At 41.9% G+C, this 19462-nt stretch carries 12 protein-coding genes and 4 pseudogenes; 5 read left to right on the top strand and 11 right to left on the bottom strand.

What is annotated here, in order from left to right; all coding sequences use genetic code 11:
• Positions 1 to 91: 91 nt before the first annotated feature.
• The 6 genes and pseudogenes from ACYRY3_RS04090 to ACYRY3_RS04065 form a co-directional block, all read right to left on the bottom strand.
• Positions 92 to 490 (bottom strand): annotated as a pseudogene (locus ACYRY3_RS04090) (phosphoribosylglycinamide synthetase C domain-containing protein); the annotation flags it as partial.
• A 108-nt stretch (positions 491 to 598) separates the two neighbouring features.
• Positions 599 to 844 (bottom strand): hypothetical protein, encoded by a 246-nt coding sequence (locus ACYRY3_RS04085; protein WP_460200473.1) that lies wholly within the window; start codon positions 842 to 844, stop codon positions 599 to 601.
• Between the two features lie 177 nt (positions 845 to 1021).
• Entirely contained in the window at positions 1022 to 1321 is a 300-nt protein-coding gene (locus ACYRY3_RS04080; protein WP_460200472.1) for an ArsR/SmtB family transcription factor, read from the bottom strand.
• A gap of 108 nt (positions 1322 to 1429) precedes the next feature.
• Entirely contained in the window at positions 1430 to 2344 is a 915-nt protein-coding gene (locus ACYRY3_RS04075; RefSeq protein ID WP_460200471.1) for a 2-oxoadipate dioxygenase/decarboxylase family protein, read from the bottom strand.
• Positions 2345 to 2420: 76 nt separating this feature from the next.
• Positions 2421 to 3752 carry an acetyl ornithine aminotransferase family protein gene (locus tag ACYRY3_RS04070; protein WP_460200470.1) on the bottom strand — a complete coding sequence of 444 codons (1332 nt, stop codon included), beginning with the start codon at positions 3750 to 3752 and terminating at the stop codon, positions 2421 to 2423.
• A 176-nt stretch (positions 3753 to 3928) separates the two neighbouring features.
• Positions 3929 to 4321 (bottom strand): annotated as a pseudogene (locus tag ACYRY3_RS04065) (aldehyde dehydrogenase family protein); the annotation flags it as partial.
• A 337-nt stretch (positions 4322 to 4658) separates the two neighbouring features.
• Here ACYRY3_RS04065 and ACYRY3_RS04060 point away from each other — a divergent pair.
• The 3 genes and pseudogenes from ACYRY3_RS04060 to ACYRY3_RS04050 form a co-directional block, all read left to right on the top strand.
• Positions 4659 to 7130, top strand: coding sequence for a sensor histidine kinase (locus ACYRY3_RS04060; RefSeq protein ID WP_460200469.1), 2472 nt, complete (start codon positions 4659 to 4661; stop codon positions 7128 to 7130).
• A gap of 18 nt (positions 7131 to 7148) precedes the next feature.
• Positions 7149 to 8150, top strand: a pseudogene (locus tag ACYRY3_RS04055) (PAS domain S-box protein); the annotation flags it as partial.
• A pseudogene (locus tag ACYRY3_RS04050) lies at positions 8128 to 8313 on the top strand (Uma2 family endonuclease); the annotation flags it as partial. The pseudogenes ACYRY3_RS04055 and ACYRY3_RS04050, both read left to right, overlap by 23 nt.
• A gap of 53 nt (positions 8314 to 8366) precedes the next feature.
• On the opposite strand, the gene ACYRY3_RS04045 reads toward ACYRY3_RS04050, so the two are convergent.
• Positions 8367 to 10622, bottom strand: coding sequence for a pentapeptide repeat-containing protein (locus ACYRY3_RS04045; RefSeq protein ID WP_460200468.1), 2256 nt, complete (start codon positions 10620 to 10622; stop codon positions 8367 to 8369).
• 61 nt (positions 10623 to 10683) lie between these two features.
• Positions 10684 to 11691, bottom strand: a complete 1008-nt coding sequence (locus ACYRY3_RS04040) for a zinc-dependent alcohol dehydrogenase family protein (RefSeq protein WP_460200467.1) — start codon at positions 11689 to 11691, stop codon at positions 10684 to 10686.
• Between the two features lie 464 nt (positions 11692 to 12155).
• Between ACYRY3_RS04040 and ACYRY3_RS04035 the strand changes: the two genes are divergently transcribed.
• Complete coding sequence (locus ACYRY3_RS04035; RefSeq protein WP_460200466.1) at positions 12156 to 12416, top strand: Asr1405/Asl0597 family protein; 261 nt, start codon at positions 12156 to 12158, stop codon at positions 12414 to 12416.
• Between the two features lie 66 nt (positions 12417 to 12482).
• Positions 12483 to 13205 carry a (2Fe-2S) ferredoxin domain-containing protein gene (locus ACYRY3_RS04030; protein WP_460200465.1) on the top strand — a complete coding sequence of 241 codons (723 nt, stop codon included), beginning with the start codon at positions 12483 to 12485 and terminating at the stop codon, positions 13203 to 13205.
• Positions 13206 to 13461: 256 nt separating this feature from the next.
• On the opposite strand, the gene ACYRY3_RS04025 is transcribed toward ACYRY3_RS04030, so the two are convergent.
• The 3 genes from ACYRY3_RS04025 to ACYRY3_RS04015 form a co-directional block, all read right to left on the bottom strand.
• Positions 13462 to 15711: a MinD/ParA family ATP-binding protein gene (locus tag ACYRY3_RS04025; RefSeq protein WP_460200464.1), complete on the bottom strand. Its 2250-nt coding sequence runs from the start codon at positions 15709 to 15711 to the stop codon at positions 13462 to 13464.
• Positions 15712 to 15745: 34 nt separating this feature from the next.
• Positions 15746 to 17065 carry a PAS domain-containing sensor histidine kinase gene (locus ACYRY3_RS04020; protein ID WP_460200463.1) on the bottom strand — a complete coding sequence of 440 codons (1320 nt, stop codon included), beginning with the start codon at positions 17063 to 17065 and terminating at the stop codon, positions 15746 to 15748.
• A 347-nt stretch (positions 17066 to 17412) separates the two neighbouring features.
• Positions 17413 to 19278, bottom strand: a complete 1866-nt coding sequence (locus ACYRY3_RS04015; RefSeq protein WP_460200462.1) for a CheR family methyltransferase — start codon at positions 19276 to 19278, stop codon at positions 17413 to 17415.
• Positions 19279 to 19462 lie beyond the last annotated feature (184 nt).

Below are 19462 nucleotides of genomic sequence, written 5' to 3'. Positions count from 1 at the left end.
AACAGTTTCTTTGGCAAATAAGTAAGCAGCGGATTGGTAAAGTGGCGGAGCAGGGGATCGGGAAAATTGCTCCCGACTCCCCCCAGTGTTCCTATTTTCTTACCCGATATCCGATATCTCGTCGATAATACATTCCCTCAAAATGAATGTTTTGTATACCAACGTATACTTTGTCAAGTGCTCCGTCAAAATCTTCTCCTACTGCTGTAACATTTAACACTCTACCCCCATCTGTCACCAGTTGTTCTTGGCTCAGCTGAGTGCCAGCGTGAAATACGGTGATTCCCAATTCAACGCAGCGATCGATGCCATTAATAACTTTTCCTTTTTCGTATGCTCCCGGATAACCCCCAGAAGCAGCAACAACGGTAGCAGATGCTCCTTGTTTCCAGGCAATGGGTGGCATTTCACTCAAACGCTGTTGCACGCAGGCAAGAATTAGCTCTTCCAAGGGTGTTTCTAAAAGTGGTAAAATCACTTGCGTTTCTGGATGTAACATACCTAGTCATGAACTGTATTTGTATCACTGTATATTTAGTTTTACAGATCCAGTAACATAATTCCAGAAAAATCTACAAACTAGTATTTATTTTTTCTTTTAGTACCTACGGTTACTTGTGACTACTTTATCTAATATCTTTTGTGGAGTATAGAACTGGTGCAATCCTAGCAGCAACAACAAGCCTGCAATTTGGAGCCCTGATGGAACTAGAATAAATCCCATCAATAGCAATATGGCTCCTGCAAAGACAACTGCAATGCGATAGACTTCTTCGGTTATCTTTAGTCCGAACCGAACACTAACTATTCCAATAATTAATAAGACCAAATGGGTTAATAGCATGGTTATTTCCTTAAATATGCTGTGAGTTGCGCTGTCGCATTCAAACCGAAACCGCAGGTCTGTAATGAAAGAGCAGTAGTTAAAAATATGCAAATATCGAACTAATTCGATATAAACAGATAGAATAGATTTTCAACAAGAGAAGAAATACGGCTTATCAGCAAAAGTTGTAAAAATTTACAATTCCGTTGCTACGAGAGCAACAAACTTAGAGAATTCCTCTTCATTGCGCCGATAGTAAGTACATTGCCCCTGACGAGTAGCCACTACGAGCCCTGTAGCCTCTAGCATGGATAAATAGTGAGATACAGTAGACTGGGCTAAACCCGTCTTCTTTTGAATACAGCTAACACAGATTCCCACAGTATGAGGGTCTACCTCTTGATTTGGAAAGTACTCCTCTGGCTCTTTCAACCAATGCAGGATTTGGAGCCGAGTTTCGTTTGATAGCACTTTGAATATGTCTTTTGTTTCCATATTGATATTATATCGAAATTGTTCGATATGTCAATTTAGATGTGGATAGTGGTTAGTGGTTAGTGGTTAACTACTAACTACTAACTACTAACTACTAACTATTAACTATTAACTATTAACTAACCGCGTCATTTCAAACAACTGCTGAGCGTTTTGTCCTAAAAAAGCATCAAATAGTTCTTGCTTGCCTGGTTCAACCTCTACCATATAACGTTGGGCAATCTCATAGTAGGCATAAGTCCAAGGAATTTGAATTTCTGCATCAGTCAAATCGTCTAGCACGGATACTACTTCAGCCACGGCTTGAGTGGCTGTTTGCCGCAACCCGCAGGCAATATCACCTTCAATCTTATCTTTCATGGGCACGCCGAGGTTAGCTAAACCTTGGGCAGTGGTGTCAATATCTGGATATGTTGGGGTGTTTTGGCGGTTGACGTAGCCTGTAAAGTGGTTAACTGAGTAACCGTGTAGCAGTACCCAGGCACCATACTGAGTCACTTTGCTAACTTCTTCTATAACGGATCGTTTTGCAGGTTGCCAAGGTATAGTAAAAACTTTTACGAGTTCTTTTGCAAGACGTTCAGTATTAGTGCCAAATGCATCAAAAAGTGCTGAAAAACTAAATAAATTTGCACCTGATACGGTTTGATGGATGAGTTGAACAGTATTTTTTGGTAATTCATCCACAATCAATTCGCTAATAAACAGTTTGGGTAAATCCAATTCTTCTTGTTGTGGATGGCGATAGTGACGGGCATAAAGATGGGTTTCTGGAAAAGAATACTCGCCGACTGCCTCGTAACCTAAAGCTTGAGCCAGTTGTTCTAAGTAATCAATCCCTAGATTAACGCTACCCTGGGGACTGTCAACGGTCATACGTAAAGACCTAAAGGCAATGTGGTCATTAGCAACGGTTCCACCCGCAGTTTGGATCATTTGCGCGTAAATACGGGCATAACTTACCCTAGTGCTGTAGTCCTGCCAAAGCAATTCCCAAAGACGATGGGCAATTTCGGGTTCCATAAAGTTTCAACATTGCACATTTAACATCATGATAACCTGCGTTCTGCCGAAGGCAGTAGCTAGCGAAGCTATCGCTTTATCCTTCAATTTCTCGCATTATCTGAGCAAGAATCTGAAGGGCAATTTCAATTTGGTTGCTGTCAATGACCAAAGGAGGGCAGAAGCGAATTGCTGCTTTACCGCAACCTAATAATAACAAACCCTTCAGGAAGGCTTGTTGAAGAATGCGATCGCGCAACTGCGGATTGTAATTCCCCTCATTGTCTAACAAATCTACTGCCACCATCAGCCCCTTACCTCGTGGTGGAGTCATTTGCGGAAATTGTTGTGACAAACGATACAAACCTGCTTGCAAGAGTTCTCCCATTTGGGTAGCATTTGCCATCAAACCACTTTCTAGCAGTCGCAAAGTGGCAATCGCTGCCGCACAAGCAACAGGATTACCTCCAAAAGTCGTTGCGTGAGAACCGGGCTGCCAAGTCATAATTTCAGGGCGGGAGAGAATTGCCCCTAAAGGTAAACCACTTGCAATACCTTTAGCTGTAGTGATGATATCCGGCATAACGTCCCAATGCTCAATAGCAAATAAGCGTCCGGTACGTCCCATACCTGCTTGGACTTCATCAACTACCATAAGGATGCCGTGGCGCGTGCATATTTCCCGAATGCGTTGTAAAAATCCATCTTCTGGAACAATATAACCACCCTCCCCTTGAATAGCCTCAACAATAATTGCTGCAACTTCTTTAGGTGGCAGCATTGTGGAAAAGAGCTGTTTTTCCAAGTAATCCAAACTAGCCATCTGGCCATAGGGAATATGAGTGACACCTGGAAGTAGAGGACCAAAATTTGCTCGCTGCACTGTCTTGGAACCAGTTAGGGACATCGCCCCGTAAGTACGTCCGTGAAATGCTCCCAAAAAGGCAATTATTAGAGAACGTCCGGTGTAATATCTAGCGAGTTTGATTGCTCCTTCATTAGACTCTGCCCCAGAGTTGGTAAAAAACACTTTTGCACCATTGGGAAAGGGCGCACGGGAAGCTAATGCTTCTGCTAGTTCCACCATTGGTTCGTAGTAGAAATCAGTTCCCGACATATGTAGCAAGTTTGCCGCTTGCTCTTGAATAGCTTGGACAACTTCTGGGTGAGAGTGCCCTGTAGCGGTGACTGCAATTCCTGCTGTCATATCCAGAAATACGTTTCCATCAACATCTTCCACCATGCAACCTTGACCGCGAGCTACTACCAACGGGTAATCACGGGTATAGGAGGGAGAAGTGACAGCATGGTCTCGTTCTACAATATCTTTAGCTTTAGGTCCGGGTAAGGAAGTGACTAACTGAGGTGTAGTAGGTAAAGAGATTTTTGATTTTAGATTGCGGAGCGTGGATTGTGAAAGTTTTAGCATAAAAAGCTTGTTATCTAAATTTTTTAATATTCTTTAATAATCTTCTGGTATTAATAGAGTTTGGTATGTAACATTGCTTACCAATTGTGTATAAGAATTGGCAGCAAATTTTATAAAGGATATAACGGATGGTAGAGCGATAAAATGCACGCCCAAACATCTGTTACATCCATTTGTCATCCGTTGCCCAAACGATTATCAATTTGGGCGCGTTGTAAGCTTCCTGAAAAGTCCACGTAGACAGTTTTCCATTCCGTAAAGACATCTATGGCAGCAGTTCCAGCTTCTCGGTGTCCGTTACCAGTCTGTTTGACACCACCAAAAGGTAAATGCACCTCAGCACCGATAGTCGGACCGTTGATGTAAGTGATACCTGCCTCAATATCGCGCATGGCAGCAAAAGCGCGGTTGATATCGCGAGTATAAATGGAAGAGGAAAGACCGTAAGGCGTATCATTGAGGATTGCGATCGCTTCCTCAAAAGACTGTATCTCAATCAAAGCCACCACTGGTCCGAAAATTTCTTCCCGTGCAACCCGCATTTGGGGAGTAACACAGTCTAGGATAGTCTTTACCCGGACATGATATCAGTGGTCATTTGTCCTTCGTTTGTAAAGGTTTCAGCGATTTTGATATTTCTTCACATAGTGGCTTTTCTCTCCGACCGTTGACTTCAAGCTCAATTCAGCTTTTTGTCTGGTGAAATTCCTCTCCTGCATGTGGTTCATCCAATTGGGTGAATGCGAAATTGAGCTTTGGAAGATACTCTGAAAGTGTAGCTATCAGCCAAATAGCAAACCAAGTGGGTAGGGGGGAATAAAAGCAACTATATGTTTTGTCTAAGAATGCTTAGAACCCTTACAAATAAAAAAGGACAAATGACACATGACAAAGGACTTTTGACAAATGACTGACATTACAGATCGGAATCTAGCAGAGGAAAAATTACGCGAAAGTGAAGCAAGATATAAAGCAATCTTAGATGCTCTGCCCGATTTGATGTTTCGTCTCAGTCGCGATGGTGAGTATCTAGATTTTAAAGGTGATGGTGCAAATGTCACTATTCCCAGACATGAAATTATTGGCAAACACCTGCGGGATTTTTTACCTCCTGATGTTGTCTTACTTAGCGAACAGGCAATTGCTAAAACTTTAGATTCACATACCTTGCAAACTTGCGAATATCAATTACCAACGCCTTTGGGAATGCGTGATTATGAGGCGCGGTTAGTTGTTAGCGGGCAAGATGAGGTTTTGAGTATTGTACGAGATATTACAGAGCGCAAACAAACCGAAGCTAATTTGAGAAGTCTAGCAGAAAAGTTTACTAAAGTGTTTCGTTCGAGTCCCAATCCCATCTCTATTAGCACGCTGTCTGAAGGACGGTTTATAGAAGTTAATGATAGTTTTGTAGAACAGTCGGGTTATCAGCACGAGGAGACTATCGGTCGTACTGCAACTGAATTAAAGATTTGGGCAAATGAGAGCGATCGCACTGCAATGTTACAAGAATTGCACAAACATGGTGTTGTTCGCAATATGGAAGCCCAGTTCCGCCGCAAAACTGGTGAGATACGAACGGGGCTGTTTTCAGCAGAGGTGATTCATTTAGATGATGTTCCTTGCTTGCTTTCCATCAACCACGATATTAGCGAGCGTAAAACAGCAGAAATTGCCTTGCGTGAGTCAGAGGAAAAATTTTCTAAAGCGTTTCGCTGCAGTCCAAACCCAATGACTATCCTGACACTTAAGGATGGGCGGTATGTTGAGGTCAACGATACCTTTCTCCAGATTACTGGTTTCCGTCGAGAAGAGGTGATTGGTCGTACCCGTTCTGAGCTAAATGTATGGGTCAATCCCAAAGACTGTTACATCATACAACAGAGGTTGCTGGAACATGGGTTTATCCGCAATTTAGAAACTCAATTTTACGATAGATCGGGTCAACCAAGGGTTGTTCTGTTTTCAGCCGAGGTTATTACCCTTGGTGGGGAACCTTGTATGCTTTGTGTTACTAATGATATCACAGAACGCAAACTCTCAGAAGATTTACTGCGCCTGTCAGCACAACGAGATCGCCTGCTTGCAGAAACTTTGGCTAGAATTCGCACCTCACTTAACCTAGACCAAATTCTTCAAACCACTGTGAATGAGGTTCGGCAATTTTTAGAAGCGGATCGGGTTTTTGTTGCTTTAAATGATACTCCCGACCAATCTAGAATTGTAGCTGAATCAGTCGATCCCAAATATCCTTCTGTTTTGGGCTGGAGAACTGATGATAAAACCTACTTGGCAGAATTCAAAAGATTACTCGGCAGCGATCGCGTGCGAGTGGTGGAAAATATGAATCACATGACAGCATCTGCTAAAGTCAAAAAGCTGTATCATCAATTCCAAACCAAAGCGACCTTGGCTGTACCCATTATGAAGGGAGATGAATTGTTTGGTGCTTTGATTGCAAATCAATGTAACAAACCGCGACGTTGGCAGCCAATGGAAATTGATTTGCTCCAGCAGATGTCCCAACAAGTCGCCATCGCCATTCAGCAAGCACAACTCTACCAAGAACTAGCCCAACTCAACACCAATTTAGAACGTCAAGTCGAAGAGCGCACAGCACAGTTACAACAAAAAATGCTGGAACTCCAGGAACTGAACCGACTCAAAGATGTTGTTTTACATACAGTCTCACACGAGTTGCGGACTTCAGTGATGGGTAATTTAATGGTACTTAATAATTTGTTGAAGAGCAGACAGGGAGACAAGGAAAACTCTTTCCCCCTCTCCCCCTCCCAAATACCTGTGTCTGACTCAATCATTGAGCGCATGCTTCAAGGTAACGATCGCCAACTACAGATGATAGAATCGTTGCTTGAACTTCATACTAGCGAAGCACACGGAATCGCCCTGCATCAGGATATCATATCATTTAATACATTTATCGAAACAATTATCAAAGATTTGGAACCAGAACTGAAACAAAATCAAGCAACTGTGAAAAACTTGGTTCCAAAAGACTTACCATTAGTTATTGCTGACGCAGCGAAATTGCAGAAAGTTGTAAACCAATGGTTTACACATAGCTGGCAAAACAATCCACCAGGATTAAAATTTACCCTGAAAGCCTCAGTTCAAGAAGGCGTCATTCACTTTACCATTCAAGATGACGGTGTGGGTATGAGCAAGCTAGAATGCGATCGCCTTTTTGATTTGTACGTCCGTGACCCACAAGCTCGGTGCTCAACAGGCATTGGCTTAAAGATGTTTCTGAGTCGGCAAATTATCAAAGCACATGGTGGTGAAATTGGTGTAAACAGCAATCGCAAACGTGGTTTAACCTTCTGGTTTACGTTGCCCCTAGCAACTCCATCTTCATAAAAATTTGGTCAAAGGCTAATGGCGATCGTATTAGAAACAATACAAAAGTATTTAAGGAACGCTTTTTCTGCTGCGTGCTTGCTAATGGGTGGTGTCATAACACCCGAATACAAAGCTTGGCGCAAAAGCTTTTTGTGGCAAAGATTGCACCTAGGTCTGTGGATTGCCTTAATCTTGGTCTTGAGCTTTAGTTTCCGTGATGTTTACGCCACTTTCTTTCAACTTCAGGAGTTACCAGAGATTCCACAGGAACTGAAACCCCTTGTGTTTGTCCTGGAAGGTACCATGATCCTAAGCTTAGCAATCTGCTTAGCCGTACATAAAACTCGTTTTGGTCGTCGTTATCCGGAAATTGTCTTCCTAGGTTTATGCTGGTCAATTACTCTAGTAGAACAGATTTGGGCAACACTCAATAACTTTGCGCTACCCGATATCATCGCTTGGTTTCTCGTGTTTTTGAGCCAAGCTATACTCATACCTGTTCGATGGACTCTTCACCTGACGTCTCAGTTAGGTGTGCTAATTTACTATTTTGGTGTGAATACAGCACTTGGACTAAAACTACTGCCACCAGACAACCAGAAACCGCTATACCATGTCACAATGATTTTAGCCGTGTTTTGGTTGTGTTTCATTTGTGACTTAGGCGTTTTTCTATACGATCGCCTGCAACGCTCAGAATTCTTTACTCGGAGAGAACTGGAGGTAGCATACCAGAAAATAGGGGCTGCTGAAGCCAAGTACCGCAGTATCTTTGAAAACGCAGTAGAAGGGATTTTTCAAAGTACGCCAGATGGACGTTATATTACAGCAAATCCCGCACTCGCTGCTATTTATGGCTATTCTTTACCTGAAGAAGTTACAGCAAATTTTACAGATATTGGACACCAACTCTACGTTGACCCAAACCGTCGCTCGGAGTTTATGCGCCTCATAGAAGAACACGGTAGCGTCTCTGAGTTTGAATCCCAAATATATCGCAAAGACGGCAGCATATTATCTTGGCTTGGGTGGAAGGCGGTTTATTGGCAACCCCAAACAACCAACTATTTCGATTTATCAACTAGTGGAAGGCGAATACCAAGTTAGCCAGTTTAGGAAAGGCGATCGCATCATATCACCAACATTTCCTGAATTGAATTTAACTGTACAAGAAATTTTTGATGCTGGCTTGCAAAGTTAGTTAAGGAAAAAATTTCCGTGAATTTAGAAAAATTATTACTTTAAATAAAATGGTTACTTCAAATAAATCAGTAAGTTCAATCCAGGAATTGTACGAGAGAGAGTCCAAAAAACAAGGGTGATGTAAAGTATACCTAGAACCCATTGATACCATGCTAATGTTGTAATAATGCTAGGGAGGTGTTCGTCTCGCAAACGAATGTCATTAAATCCCAGTCTCAAAAGGTTATTGAGGCTAAAGTCATAATAGTTCAGCCAATTCCAACGGCGATCGCACAAAATTGGCAAATAACGCTCGCGAAACATTTGATACCTGGGGATGACGGGCAAACGTCCAATCAGCAGGCGTAATTGTCGTAGAGTTCCTTCCTCTGTAAAGTAAGAAACATCTAATAAGTTGTGATAGCGTCCTTTTTGGTAAAGTTGGAACAGTAAGACAGCAGGGACGGGGAGGATAATTGCGACCAGACATCCCAATGTGAGCCAAGGGTGTTCTGCTGCTTTTAAGATAGCCAGTAAACCCAGCAGTATCAATAGAGTACAACTGGTTAACATCGCAGTGGTTTCGTAGGCAGTGGGTAAGATGGGTATTGGTTTGAAGCGACGAACACGGTCAACAAGCCAAAACAGTAAACCGAAGTAGGCAATTGCGATCGTTCCCACACCAATTACCAAGCAAAAATTCGTACCGTATCCTGAAAGCAGCAGTAGTAAACTCAAAGCCAACCAACTCCAAAATTGCAGCAACCAGCCACCTAATGAGAGAGGATTGCCAACAACAATGCGTGACGTAGCTTGCGTAAATGTCTCGTAATCAATATCAGCTAAAGTCAGTAATTCACTCTTATTGCGAAAGAGTTGTACCAGGCGACGATGAACAATGGCATCTGCTTGAACAGGGGAAAAACCCAGAGCAATCAGACGTTTTTGCGAAGCACTATTGATATTTGTACCAAACAGAGAACGGCTTAACTCCCGCAGTCGCAATTCCTGCTTTGTATACTCCAAGTGATTGGCGTCGGCAATTTGCTGCAACTGACGAAAATTTTGCCCCAAATTACGCAAAACAGTTTGATTGCCTTGCAAACCACACACTACAAGCATTTTGCCAATTTGACCGGGATTTCCTAAAATCTTTGCTTGGTTGGAGTTAAAAATGAGATCGGATACATTTAAATAGGCTTCGCGATCGAACCCTGCATCACTAAAGTCTGCTTGATTGAGAATGCTTGCGCCTCGAAGATTGACAGGTTGGTTAAACTGTGATTCCCGAAAGGTAACAGTCTGGTAAAAAGTAGCTTCTGTAAGAAAAAGGAACCGATTGAAAATATCTTTCGTAAACTGTGCTTGCTCAAAAAAACGCACGCCGGAAAAATCAGCATTGCCGTGCCATTGCACGCGGCTGAATTTTGCTACCTGCTTAAAACTTGCTTCAGTAAAATTAGCTGTGTCCTCAAAGGAACTTTCCTGAAAATTTGTACTTTCTTGAAATTGAGTTTGCTTAAAATTCACTTTATCAAAGAAAACACTGCTTTGGAAGTAACTTTCTTTGCGGAAATTGGTATTGAAAAAGCTAGCTACACGGCTGAATCGTGTTTCAGTCCAGTAAGCAGGCTGAGTAAAAAGGGCACCTTGGGCATTAACAGTCTGCAGAAAAAAGGTATTGGCAAACTGTACAGTACCGTTGAAGCGAGTTTCTTCCAGTGTGAGAGAACCGCGAAAAACACTAATTGCCGTTGATATCGTTGACTCAGTTCCCAAAAGAAATTTACAATCTCTAGAACTAGGTAATGACACAGCAAGTGACTGCAAGCAAACATCCCGCAATCGTTCCAGTTGTTCTTGTTCTGTGGGTGTGAAAATAGGAGCAATAGCTTGAGCATATAAGGGTGTTCTCAAACCCAAATCGCTGCCTATAAAGTCTCCTTGAATCACAGAATAACTGAGGTCTAAACCCAAAGGTTTTGAGCCAGCTTTTTGCAGTTCTTTTCGCAAAATTTGATAAAAAGCATCTCGGAAATTGGCATTTTCTGGGCTTAAGTCTATGACCATTTGCCGCAAATTAACCATCAAATTCCCATCACGGATGATAGGTGTACGTACCCGTTCTTGTAACAGTTCTAAGGTTAGGGGAATGCGTTCTACTTGTGTTGGTGCGCCCCATGCTGCTAGGGGGAGTAAGAATAATAAGAGCGTGCAGACAAAAGTGAGTAAATTTAGAGATTGCACCAGTTTAGAGGGCGGGCGAGATACCCATCCTACAAAACTAGTAAATCTCCTGTAGGTCAAACCTTTTGTTGCCCACCCCATACATTGAATAAATTTCTTATAGGATGGGCACCTTACCCATCCCGTTACCTTGTTTCTCGTATTACCTATCTCCAATCAGTAGGACAATTTTACCTGTCATTGACCCAGTTTCAATCAAATGATGAGCTTTAGCTGCTTCTTCAAGAGGAAAGGTATTGCTAACTTGGATTTTCAGCTTGCCATCATCAATCCATTGAGCACATTGTTCTAAAATTTCTGCATGGTGCTTTTGTGCTTCCACAATACCCTGCAACATGGGTGTTAGCATGAGTTCTAAGCCAATGCGGAGATTGCGTTGCCTAGCCGCTTTCCAAACTGTATTGGCATCTGGTTCCAAAATCGTCACTATGTCACCATACACCCGCACGGCTGGGAAAGTTTTATAAAAGGTTTCTCCCCCTACAGTGTCAAAAGCTAAATCTACACCTTCGCCACCAGTCCAATCTAAAACTGCTTGCACAAGGTCTGTTTGTTTGTAAAAAATGACATGGTCAGCACCTAAGCTTTTGACGAAATCAGCTTTTTCTTGAGAACCGACGGTGGTGCAAACATGAGCACCTTTGAGTTTTGCCAGTTGAATGGCTACATGACCGACACCACCAGCACCGGCATGAATTAACACTTTGTCCCCTGGTTCCAAGCGTCCCCGTTCGTAGAGTGCTTCCCATGCGGTGATTAAGACTAAGGGTGCAGCTGCTGCTTCCGCGAAGGAGACAGAAGCAGGTTTACGGGCGACAAACTGTTCGTTAACAGTTGTGTATTCAGCGTAGTTGCCTTGATGTGCGCCCAAGCCTCCTTGACAGAAGTAAACTTCATCCCCTACTCGAAAATTCTGCACAGCCGCACCAACAGCTTCCACTATACCGGCACCATCACATCCTAAAATTGCAGGCATTTTATCGGGGTAGAATGTGCCTCTTTTGCGAAGTTTGGTGTCTATGGGATTAATGCCAGCTGCCCGTAAGCGTATTGACAGGTCGCTTGTGCCTGGAGGAACGGCTGGGTTTGGCACGTCTTGTAGTTGCAATACTTCGGGGTTTCCTGCTGCTGTCATTAGGATTGCTTTCATAATTTCTCCTGGGTAAATTCTGCTTGTTGGTTGCATTTGACAATTTACCGTAAGAGGTGTACTAGGTTGGGAATTTTGATTTGAACCGCGAAGACGAGCCAGTGCGTTGCGGTGAATCCAGCCCTGAAGGAATTTTAGGAAACGCTTTGTCTAGAGCGCTGGTACAGTAGTCAAAATGGAAGCACAAAACACATTTTTTCTCGGCTGTAATCCTTGATTTTTCGTGAATGTAGAGCCCCACCGCCTGCGGCACCTCTCCTTACTAAGGGGAGGTTTAGGAGGGCTAAAAATCGCGTGTAGCTTTATAAAAAATTGGGATTACATACATTTTTTCAAAAATAATTGAGAAAAGTTTGCACTTAGGTTATCCTATTTAATGGAACTTAGCTGCCGGAGATCGGAAATCAACCGCAGCTAGCTTGTTGTAGTTACTGAAAAAATATTGCACATTTAGGGGGATTGTCTTGAAACCGTTAACTTCGCAATCACACAAGGAAAAGTACAACCTTGAAGTCAATTGGGCAGACCGCTGGCAAATATATCATCGTTTGCAGGAGTTAGACATTCCCTGTTGTTGTGAGACAAATCAGCCATTGACTGTTGAAATTAGCAATGTCACAGATGCCATTCAAGTTTGGAGTGTTGTTCGGCAGTTCACCAACTCCCGCCAAGACTTGATTTGCGCTCTCAAAAAATGCTGGCAGGCTCGCTATCGGCAGTTATGATGGCGGAAGTTAGTGTGAATAAGTGCCATGCTGAAATTACGGTCTTTGTTGAAAAGAGGTCTAAAAATGAGTAAATGCTACACAACACAAGTTTCAGAATTTAGCTTAGAGGGGCAGTTCCTTGACTTTGTTATTAAAGATGGATACAAGCTCAAGGGCTTGCTATTAAACACTTCTGAGGGCGAATGTTACGTCAAACTTGCCAAACACTTACGTATTGCCTTTGACTTGCGATTACCTAAGGGAACTTGGTTGCAAGTTGTAGGTGAAAAAAAGCATGACCTGAAAACAGGTGAAGTCAAACTCAAAGCTTACCAAGTGATGGCGGCGTCTGTAGACAAGAAGATGGGGAGATTAAAAGACGCGGAGAATCAATTTATTCCCGCGTCTTCTTCTTTTTCCGTGTCTCCACGCGCCGATGTTCCCGTGTCTCCTTCTAGTGCAGCAAAAACAAAAAAAGCAACCATCTTGGTTTGTCAAAAGTCTGATTGCATGAAACGCGGTGGCAAGCAGGTTTGTCAAGCACTTGAAGCAGCTATCAGCGCTCGCGGTTTGGAATCAGAGGTGACAATCAAAGGAACTGGCTGCATGAAAGACTGCAAAGCTGGGCCAAACTTGGTAATGCCAGATAAAAGTCGCTACAGCCGGATTAACGCTGCACAAGTTCCAGCACTTATGGACAAGCACTTCTCTACTTGTGATGTGGATAGCACGCAAGGTAATAAAAGCGAAGTGATTCCACCTATCGCTAGTTTAACGGATACAAATGGTCATCTACCCACTTCTTAATGCGAAAATCTACTAGTCAGTTATTGGCATTGGTGTTCAAGTACTCATCCGTACTTTTTGCAAAATCTTTTCAAATTCAGAAGCCCGGTTTCTCAAATCAACCGGGTTTCTGCATTTGTTACAGTTTCTTAAATATTATTACGCTTCAGATAAGACCAGAATCGCGATCGCGAACACCATGTAGAGACTAAACATGGCTGGTCTCTATACGCATAATTTTTTACACATTAACCCTATTATGTAGGGAACTAAAAGTCTACACAATACGTACACGAACCATTTCAAACCCATATACATAAATATCCGCAAACTTATAGCGTTCATCTTTCTGACGCCATTCAGCAAGACCAATTTCACTTAAGAAATTTGCAAAGTCATCAAATGACAATATGACCTCTTGTGCTGACTCCTGCCAGACTGTTTTTAATTCTTCTTTGGTTAATAAGGTTCGCACATCCTTAAGAGCATCGAAAAACTTCATCAAATTAGGATACTCTTCCTTAATTGCATTGCAACGTTCTTTTGATGCTTCCTTCAATCCAATCTCTAAAGACTTTCCTCGCAGTAAGCGGTCTGTAGGCGGCTTAATTGACGATTGTCCTTTGTAACTTAGCTCTTGCTCTTTTGCTCCTTTCAACAATATGCTTAAACTTAGAGGAAAAGTAGCGCCACTTGAATCAGTTAAGCGTTCATAAACCCATCTAGATACATATTGAGATCTATTACCGCTTCTTCGACTTCCCCAAAGCAATTCTAATGCGCGATCGATAACCTCTTCGCTAGCCCGATCGATACTCTCAACTGGAACAGGAGAGAATCTATCAACTAAGTCTTTAAAATCTTTTGATTGAAGCGCTTGCCGAAGCGCTAATCGCAAAAAGTCAACTCTAGTCCACTGTAAAAGAATATCACGTCCATTAAAATGACTTTTATTGTCAAAAATGAGGCGGTTCCAGATATCTTCTCTTAAGAAGATTTTAAATCGAATTTTTGTCAATCCACGTGCATCACAAGCTTGTACAAGTTGAAATAATCCAGTTAATGCTTTTTGTCTTATCTCACCATCTTCAGGGAAATCTTCATCTAAATCATCGTAAAGAAACCACAGCATTTTAGATTCTTTTTGAGCTTTTTCATCAATAACATCTATGGCATCTTTAACTAAAAGTACCAAACGAGAATCAATAGATAATTGTAACATTGATTGAGTGTATTCATACTGCCATCTGTTACTAGATAAACTACTGAAAATTTCTTTCAAATCGCTATATTTTTTACCTTGTTGACCTTTAGAAAAAATGAGATATCTTTCCTGAAATGCTTTTAAAAGTAAATATCCTCTCCAAAACGCTTCCCAAGAGCCTCCTTTTTCTTGTAAAGCATTATGGATTATTTTGAATTCATTACGGGATGGACGGCTTTCATGAAATCTACCGTGCGCTGAAAAAAACTCCGTATTATCCAATCGGGTATGAGCTAGTTGTTGAGCAACACTTTTATGTTTTAGCAATAGCCAATAGAGAGCTGTTTTACCAGTTCCCTTTCGACCTCTTATGAGACAAGTAGTATCATCTAAAAATCTTTCAAAATCAGCGGTACGTTGAAAAAGTAGGCTTAAATCTTGCTTTGGATCTGCAGCATTAACTTCAGGAAATTGCAGACTTTCAATAATTTTCCACCGACGATCTATGCCAGTTAAAACACTTTTTCGTTTAATCTCGTCAGTTTCCTCCTCAATTAAGTTAGTAATTCTAGTATAATAATCTACCAATGCTGGTACGGGATAGCTGTCAGCCAAAGCAATTGGTTGAAGATAAGGAACTACCAATGGTTCTTCTCTCTCATTTTGAACTTCATTAAAATCTAGTTCATCTTCACTTATCTCATTTCCATCCGTTCCATTATTTCTATTTCTTGAATTCTGAATGCTGGTGCGTAAGGAATTCCAAATTTTCTTGACTTTAGATAGATCGGTAACATCAGGTACTGGAGAAAAAACAAAATCAATCGATAAATTGTGTAGCACTTGAATCGATTGTAAAATAAGATTTATTCCCTGACTGTTTTGTTCATTAGGAAAAAGAAATATAATAGCTTTATCGGCCGCTTGAAATAATGATAAAGCACCCCACTGATTAATTCCTGTTCTTGAATCAACTAAAATAATATCAGGCTTCAATTGGTCTTGAATTTCACGACAAAAAACAGACCAAAGGTTTTCACCACTGTCAATAACAGCAGTAGCTCGAAGATCGTCCATCTTGGAAACATAATCGAGATCTAAAGAACCAGCCGGGACGACAAATACCCTGCCTGTAGCATTGGGTATTCTCACTTCGCCAAATATCTCAGCAACCGAAATATTTGGCTCAACTCCCTCCGGTAAATAGGAACGCTCGTAAAAATAGTCAACAATTCCATATCTTGGTTGTGGAATTAGGTTAAACGCCGTACTTAAGCCAGGTGCCTCTAAATCTAAATCAACAGCAACAACCTTGCGACCCAATGACCAATGACCAATGACAAATGACCGATAAGGCTTAACTTACTTGTCGTGGTAATTGGACTCGAAAAGTCGTGCCTTCACCGAGTTTGCTTTCAACTGTGATGGTTCCTTTCATTAAGTTTACTAACTTATCTACAATTGCTAGTCCCAATCCGACACCACCTTGCTTGCGGGTTGTAGACTTATCCACTTGCCAAAATTCTAAGAAAATGTAAGCAAGATCGGATTCGGGAATACCAACACCAGTGTCTTTTACCATCAAAGCCACGCGATCGCCATCGATTTGCTGTACTTCTACAAATACGCCACCAGTATTTGTAAATTTAATAGCGTTAGACACTAGGTTGACCAATACCTGTTGCAGGCGAGTGCAGTCGTTCACAACGTTAGGGTTATCAATATTTGAGTGCAAAACCAAGGTTAAGTTTTTCTGCTCAGCTAAAGGGCGCAAGTCTTCTGTAATTGTTGTGACTAACTCAATTAAGTTAAATTCCTGCAATTTTAGCTCTACCCTATCTGTTTCCAGCTTGCAGAAGTCAAGTATATCTTCTATTAGCTTGAGGAGTTGTTTTCCACTATGAATAATCCTTTCTACCATCTCTCTTAATTCTGGAATTAACAGATGGTAGTAGCGGCGCAACAGCAGTTGGGAAAAGCCCAAAATAGTATTCATTGGTGTACGCAGTTCGTGGGATATAACTGCTAAAAACTGCGATTTTATCCGCGCCGCTTCCTGTAATTTCAGATTTTGAATTTGAATGAATTGTAGTTTTTCTTCTGCCTGCTTGCGAGAGGTAATATCTCGCACGAGCCAGCGCCAGCCAGTAGGGTTGCCTTCATTATCTCGTATAGTTGTTACGGTCAAACTTGCATCAAATACATTTCCTTTGCGAGGTTTCAATTGAATTTCCCATTCTTGCATTGTCTCTATATCTAAGAGGCGTTGTAATTGGGAACGAAAAACACGACGTTCTTCTTCTGGGAGAAAGTTGATCAGGGGTTTGCCTATGAGGAAGTTTTTTGAGATTTTTAGTAGGTGAGTAGCAGCAAGATTGGCTTCCAAAATTTTCCCATTGGAATCTGTTACCAAATAACCATCAGGCGCAAAATCAAACAGTTCCTGATAGCGCCTGCGTTCTGTTGCTGCTTGTTGGTAAGCAAGTGCCAGCTGCTCATTTTGCTGGCGCAATTCTTCTTCTGCTACGTGCAGTTCTTCCAAAGCCGAGCTAAGTTGCTCGAAAGCCTGTGCTAGCAAATCTTGTTCTTGTCCGGGCGATTCCCTAACACGGTGATGTAAAAGTTGGGTGTGTCGGCGTACCTTATGTACTTGCCGACCAAATTTGTCCACATTCACGGCAAACCTCTCATCTTCTCCTCCACCGTAAAGATACTTGTCTTATCAATATGCCAAATCTATCTAGTAGGTTATTAGTCAGGTGATGATTTCTCAGAATTGTTGATTATTCCTATGGGCTATAAGCAGGTGGGTGGGAAGAAGAAAAAACTGTGTTAAGAAATATAAAAACACTCCAAACCCTCACTAAGTGTGCTTGACAAATACCAAAGAACGATATTAAATACTAACTTTATTTGTGCTGCCCTACTTATTATCTATCCTATCGGGAGAAGAATGGAACGTAACAAAAAAGAAAGACTGTAGAGAGGAGTACGTGACAGGATATATTGTGTCTGTACATATCTTTATGAGTATTCCTCTTGCTCGCGATCTTCCATCAATAGGATGACTCCTTGAATATCTCTTCCCACACCAAGAAGTGGGGTGCAAATGACATGACACTGAATTGCTCGACCTCGACGGTTTCTGGCATCCAACGTGACTTCATAATAATCGAAATCACCTTTTAAAATGGATCGCATTGGCAGTCTGAGTGGTTCTAGGGGTAAGCCGATGTCCAAACTCATAAAGTGCCTTGAAAAAACTTCATCAAACCGCAAACCCCACAGGTCTTCAGCTTTACGGTTCCAAATTAAAATGTGTTGGTCGGGGCTGAGAACGACAACTCCAGAGCGAAGACTGGTGAGAATGGACTGTAGAAAACCGTTGACTCGATTGAGTTCATCACTCCGCTGCCGCAGTTCTTCATTAATGGTCTGCAATTCCTCATTTGTGGATTGCAGTTCTTCATTCATGGTTTCCAGTTCTTCGTTTGTGGACTGGAGTTCTTCATTAGTGGTTTCTAGCTCTTCTACAGTGGACTGAAGTTCTTCGTTGGTGGTTTCTAGCTCTTCGTTGGTAGATTGGAGTTCTTCGTAAGCCGTTTCTAATTCCTGATTGGCGTGTACCAGTTCCTGCTGTAAATTTTTAAACCGAGTCACATCAGTAAAAATAATTTTTATACCCAGCAGTTCATCAGTGTTGCCTTCCAACAAAGGTGTTATCTGAACGTCCAGATACTTCATCTCGCGTTCAGAAGTGGACCATTCAATCTCTTTTAAAGTAATAGTATTGCAATTGGTGCGAACCTGGTCAAGGCGCGATCGCAATTCCACAGGTCGGTAGGAAAGCTCCAAATCTTGTAACGGGCGACCCAAATCTTTAGAATTGAGATTAAACAAGTTACGACTTTCGGCGTTAGCAAGAATAACTGCGCCATTAACATCGACCACTATCTGAGCAACCGGATCGATCTCAAAAGCAGCTTCATGAATGCGTATGCGATCGACCATTTCTGGGACAGCTTGCTGCTTGATTGGATGAGGGATATTTAACAGCATATCGCGCAAATTCCCATTAGCAACTTTGGTAAACACCCGTCGGCGTAAATCCAATGGTGTGAACGAGTGGTTTCGGGTCAACAACATTTCCGCTTTCCCTAAAAAGATAAAGCCTCCATCATTTAGTGCAAAATGAAATCTATCAAGAATTTTTGCTTGTGTTTCGTTGTTGAAATACATCAAAGTATTTCGACATACCAATAGGTCAATTCTGGAAATAGGTGCATCCTTCACCAAATCGTGACGACCAAAAATCACGCCGCGACGCAAATCTTTATGAACAATGTAGTTACCATTCACTCTGTCAAAGTACTTCTCTCGCAAATCCGTTGGAACATTTTGAACTTCTTTTGGGCTGTAAATTGCTTGGCGAGCAGTATTGAGAGCATCTTCATCCACATCTGTAGCAAAAACCTTCACTCGTGCTGCGTACTGACCTATACCCAACGCCTCTGCTAGCAAAATAGCTATAGTGTAAGTTTCTTGCCCGGAAGCACAACCTGCACTCCAGATGCGGATTGGTTTGCTGATGTCTTTGCTAGCAAGAATCCGAGGAAGAATTTCATGTGCCACATATTCCCATGCTTGTGGCTCTCGGAAAAAAGCCGTAACATTGATCAAAATAGTATTAAATAGCTCGATAAACTCATTTGGGTGTACTTCTAAGTAATCCAGATAATCTAAGTATTTTTCAACACCAACTATTTCCATACGCCTTCGTATTCGGCGGCTCAGTGTTGTACGCTTGTAGCCCCTAAAATCAAATCCTCTATTACGTTGAATGTACTCTAGTAAGTTTTCTAATTCTGGATTGTTTTCAATATTAGTCATCACTTTTGCAGATCGCTATATGCCTTTATTCTCCCTTTTTATAGGCAAGGCTGGAGAATCAAACATGGTGGTGCGAGAAGTTGAACCGCACTTGTATAAAGCCCGTGATATCATGTCCGGGTAAAGACTTATCATTAAGGCAGATGGGGGGAGGGGGAGATGGGGAGAGGGGGAGCGGGTTTTC

Source organism: Scytonema sp. NUACC21 (assembly GCF_054684315.1).
The sequence above is the reverse complement of the archived record's forward strand: the minus strand, read 5'-3'. Positions and strand labels throughout refer to the sequence as shown.

What these genes read in the sequence shown, in the direction of transcription:
- ACYRY3_RS04040 (WP_460200467.1), bottom strand. Translation starts at nt 11,691, where the DNA reads ATGAAAGCAATCCTAATGACAGCAGCAGGAAACCCCGAAGTATTGCAA.
- ACYRY3_RS04060 (WP_460200469.1), top strand. Translation starts at nt 4,659, where the DNA reads ATGACTGACATTACAGATCGGAATCTAGCAGAGGAAAAATTACGCGAA.
- ACYRY3_RS04080 (WP_460200472.1), bottom strand. Translation starts at nt 1,321, where the DNA reads ATGGAAACAAAAGACATATTCAAAGTGCTATCAAACGAAACTCGGCTC.
- ACYRY3_RS04085 (WP_460200473.1), bottom strand. Translation starts at nt 844, where the DNA reads ATGCTATTAACCCATTTGGTCTTATTAATTATTGGAATAGTTAGTGTT.
- ACYRY3_RS04070 (WP_460200470.1), bottom strand. Translation starts at nt 3,752, where the DNA reads ATGCTAAAACTTTCACAATCCACGCTCCGCAATCTAAAATCAAAAATC.
- ACYRY3_RS04030 (WP_460200465.1), top strand. Translation starts at nt 12,483, where the DNA reads ATGAGTAAATGCTACACAACACAAGTTTCAGAATTTAGCTTAGAGGGG.
- ACYRY3_RS04015 (WP_460200462.1), bottom strand. Translation starts at nt 19,278, where the DNA reads ATGACTAATATTGAAAACAATCCAGAATTAGAAAACTTACTAGAGTAC.
- ACYRY3_RS04075 (WP_460200471.1), bottom strand. Translation starts at nt 2,344, where the DNA reads ATGGAACCCGAAATTGCCCATCGTCTTTGGGAATTGCTTTGGCAGGAC.
- ACYRY3_RS04045 (WP_460200468.1), bottom strand. Translation starts at nt 10,622, where the DNA reads ATGGGGTGGGCAACAAAAGGTTTGACCTACAGGAGATTTACTAGTTTT.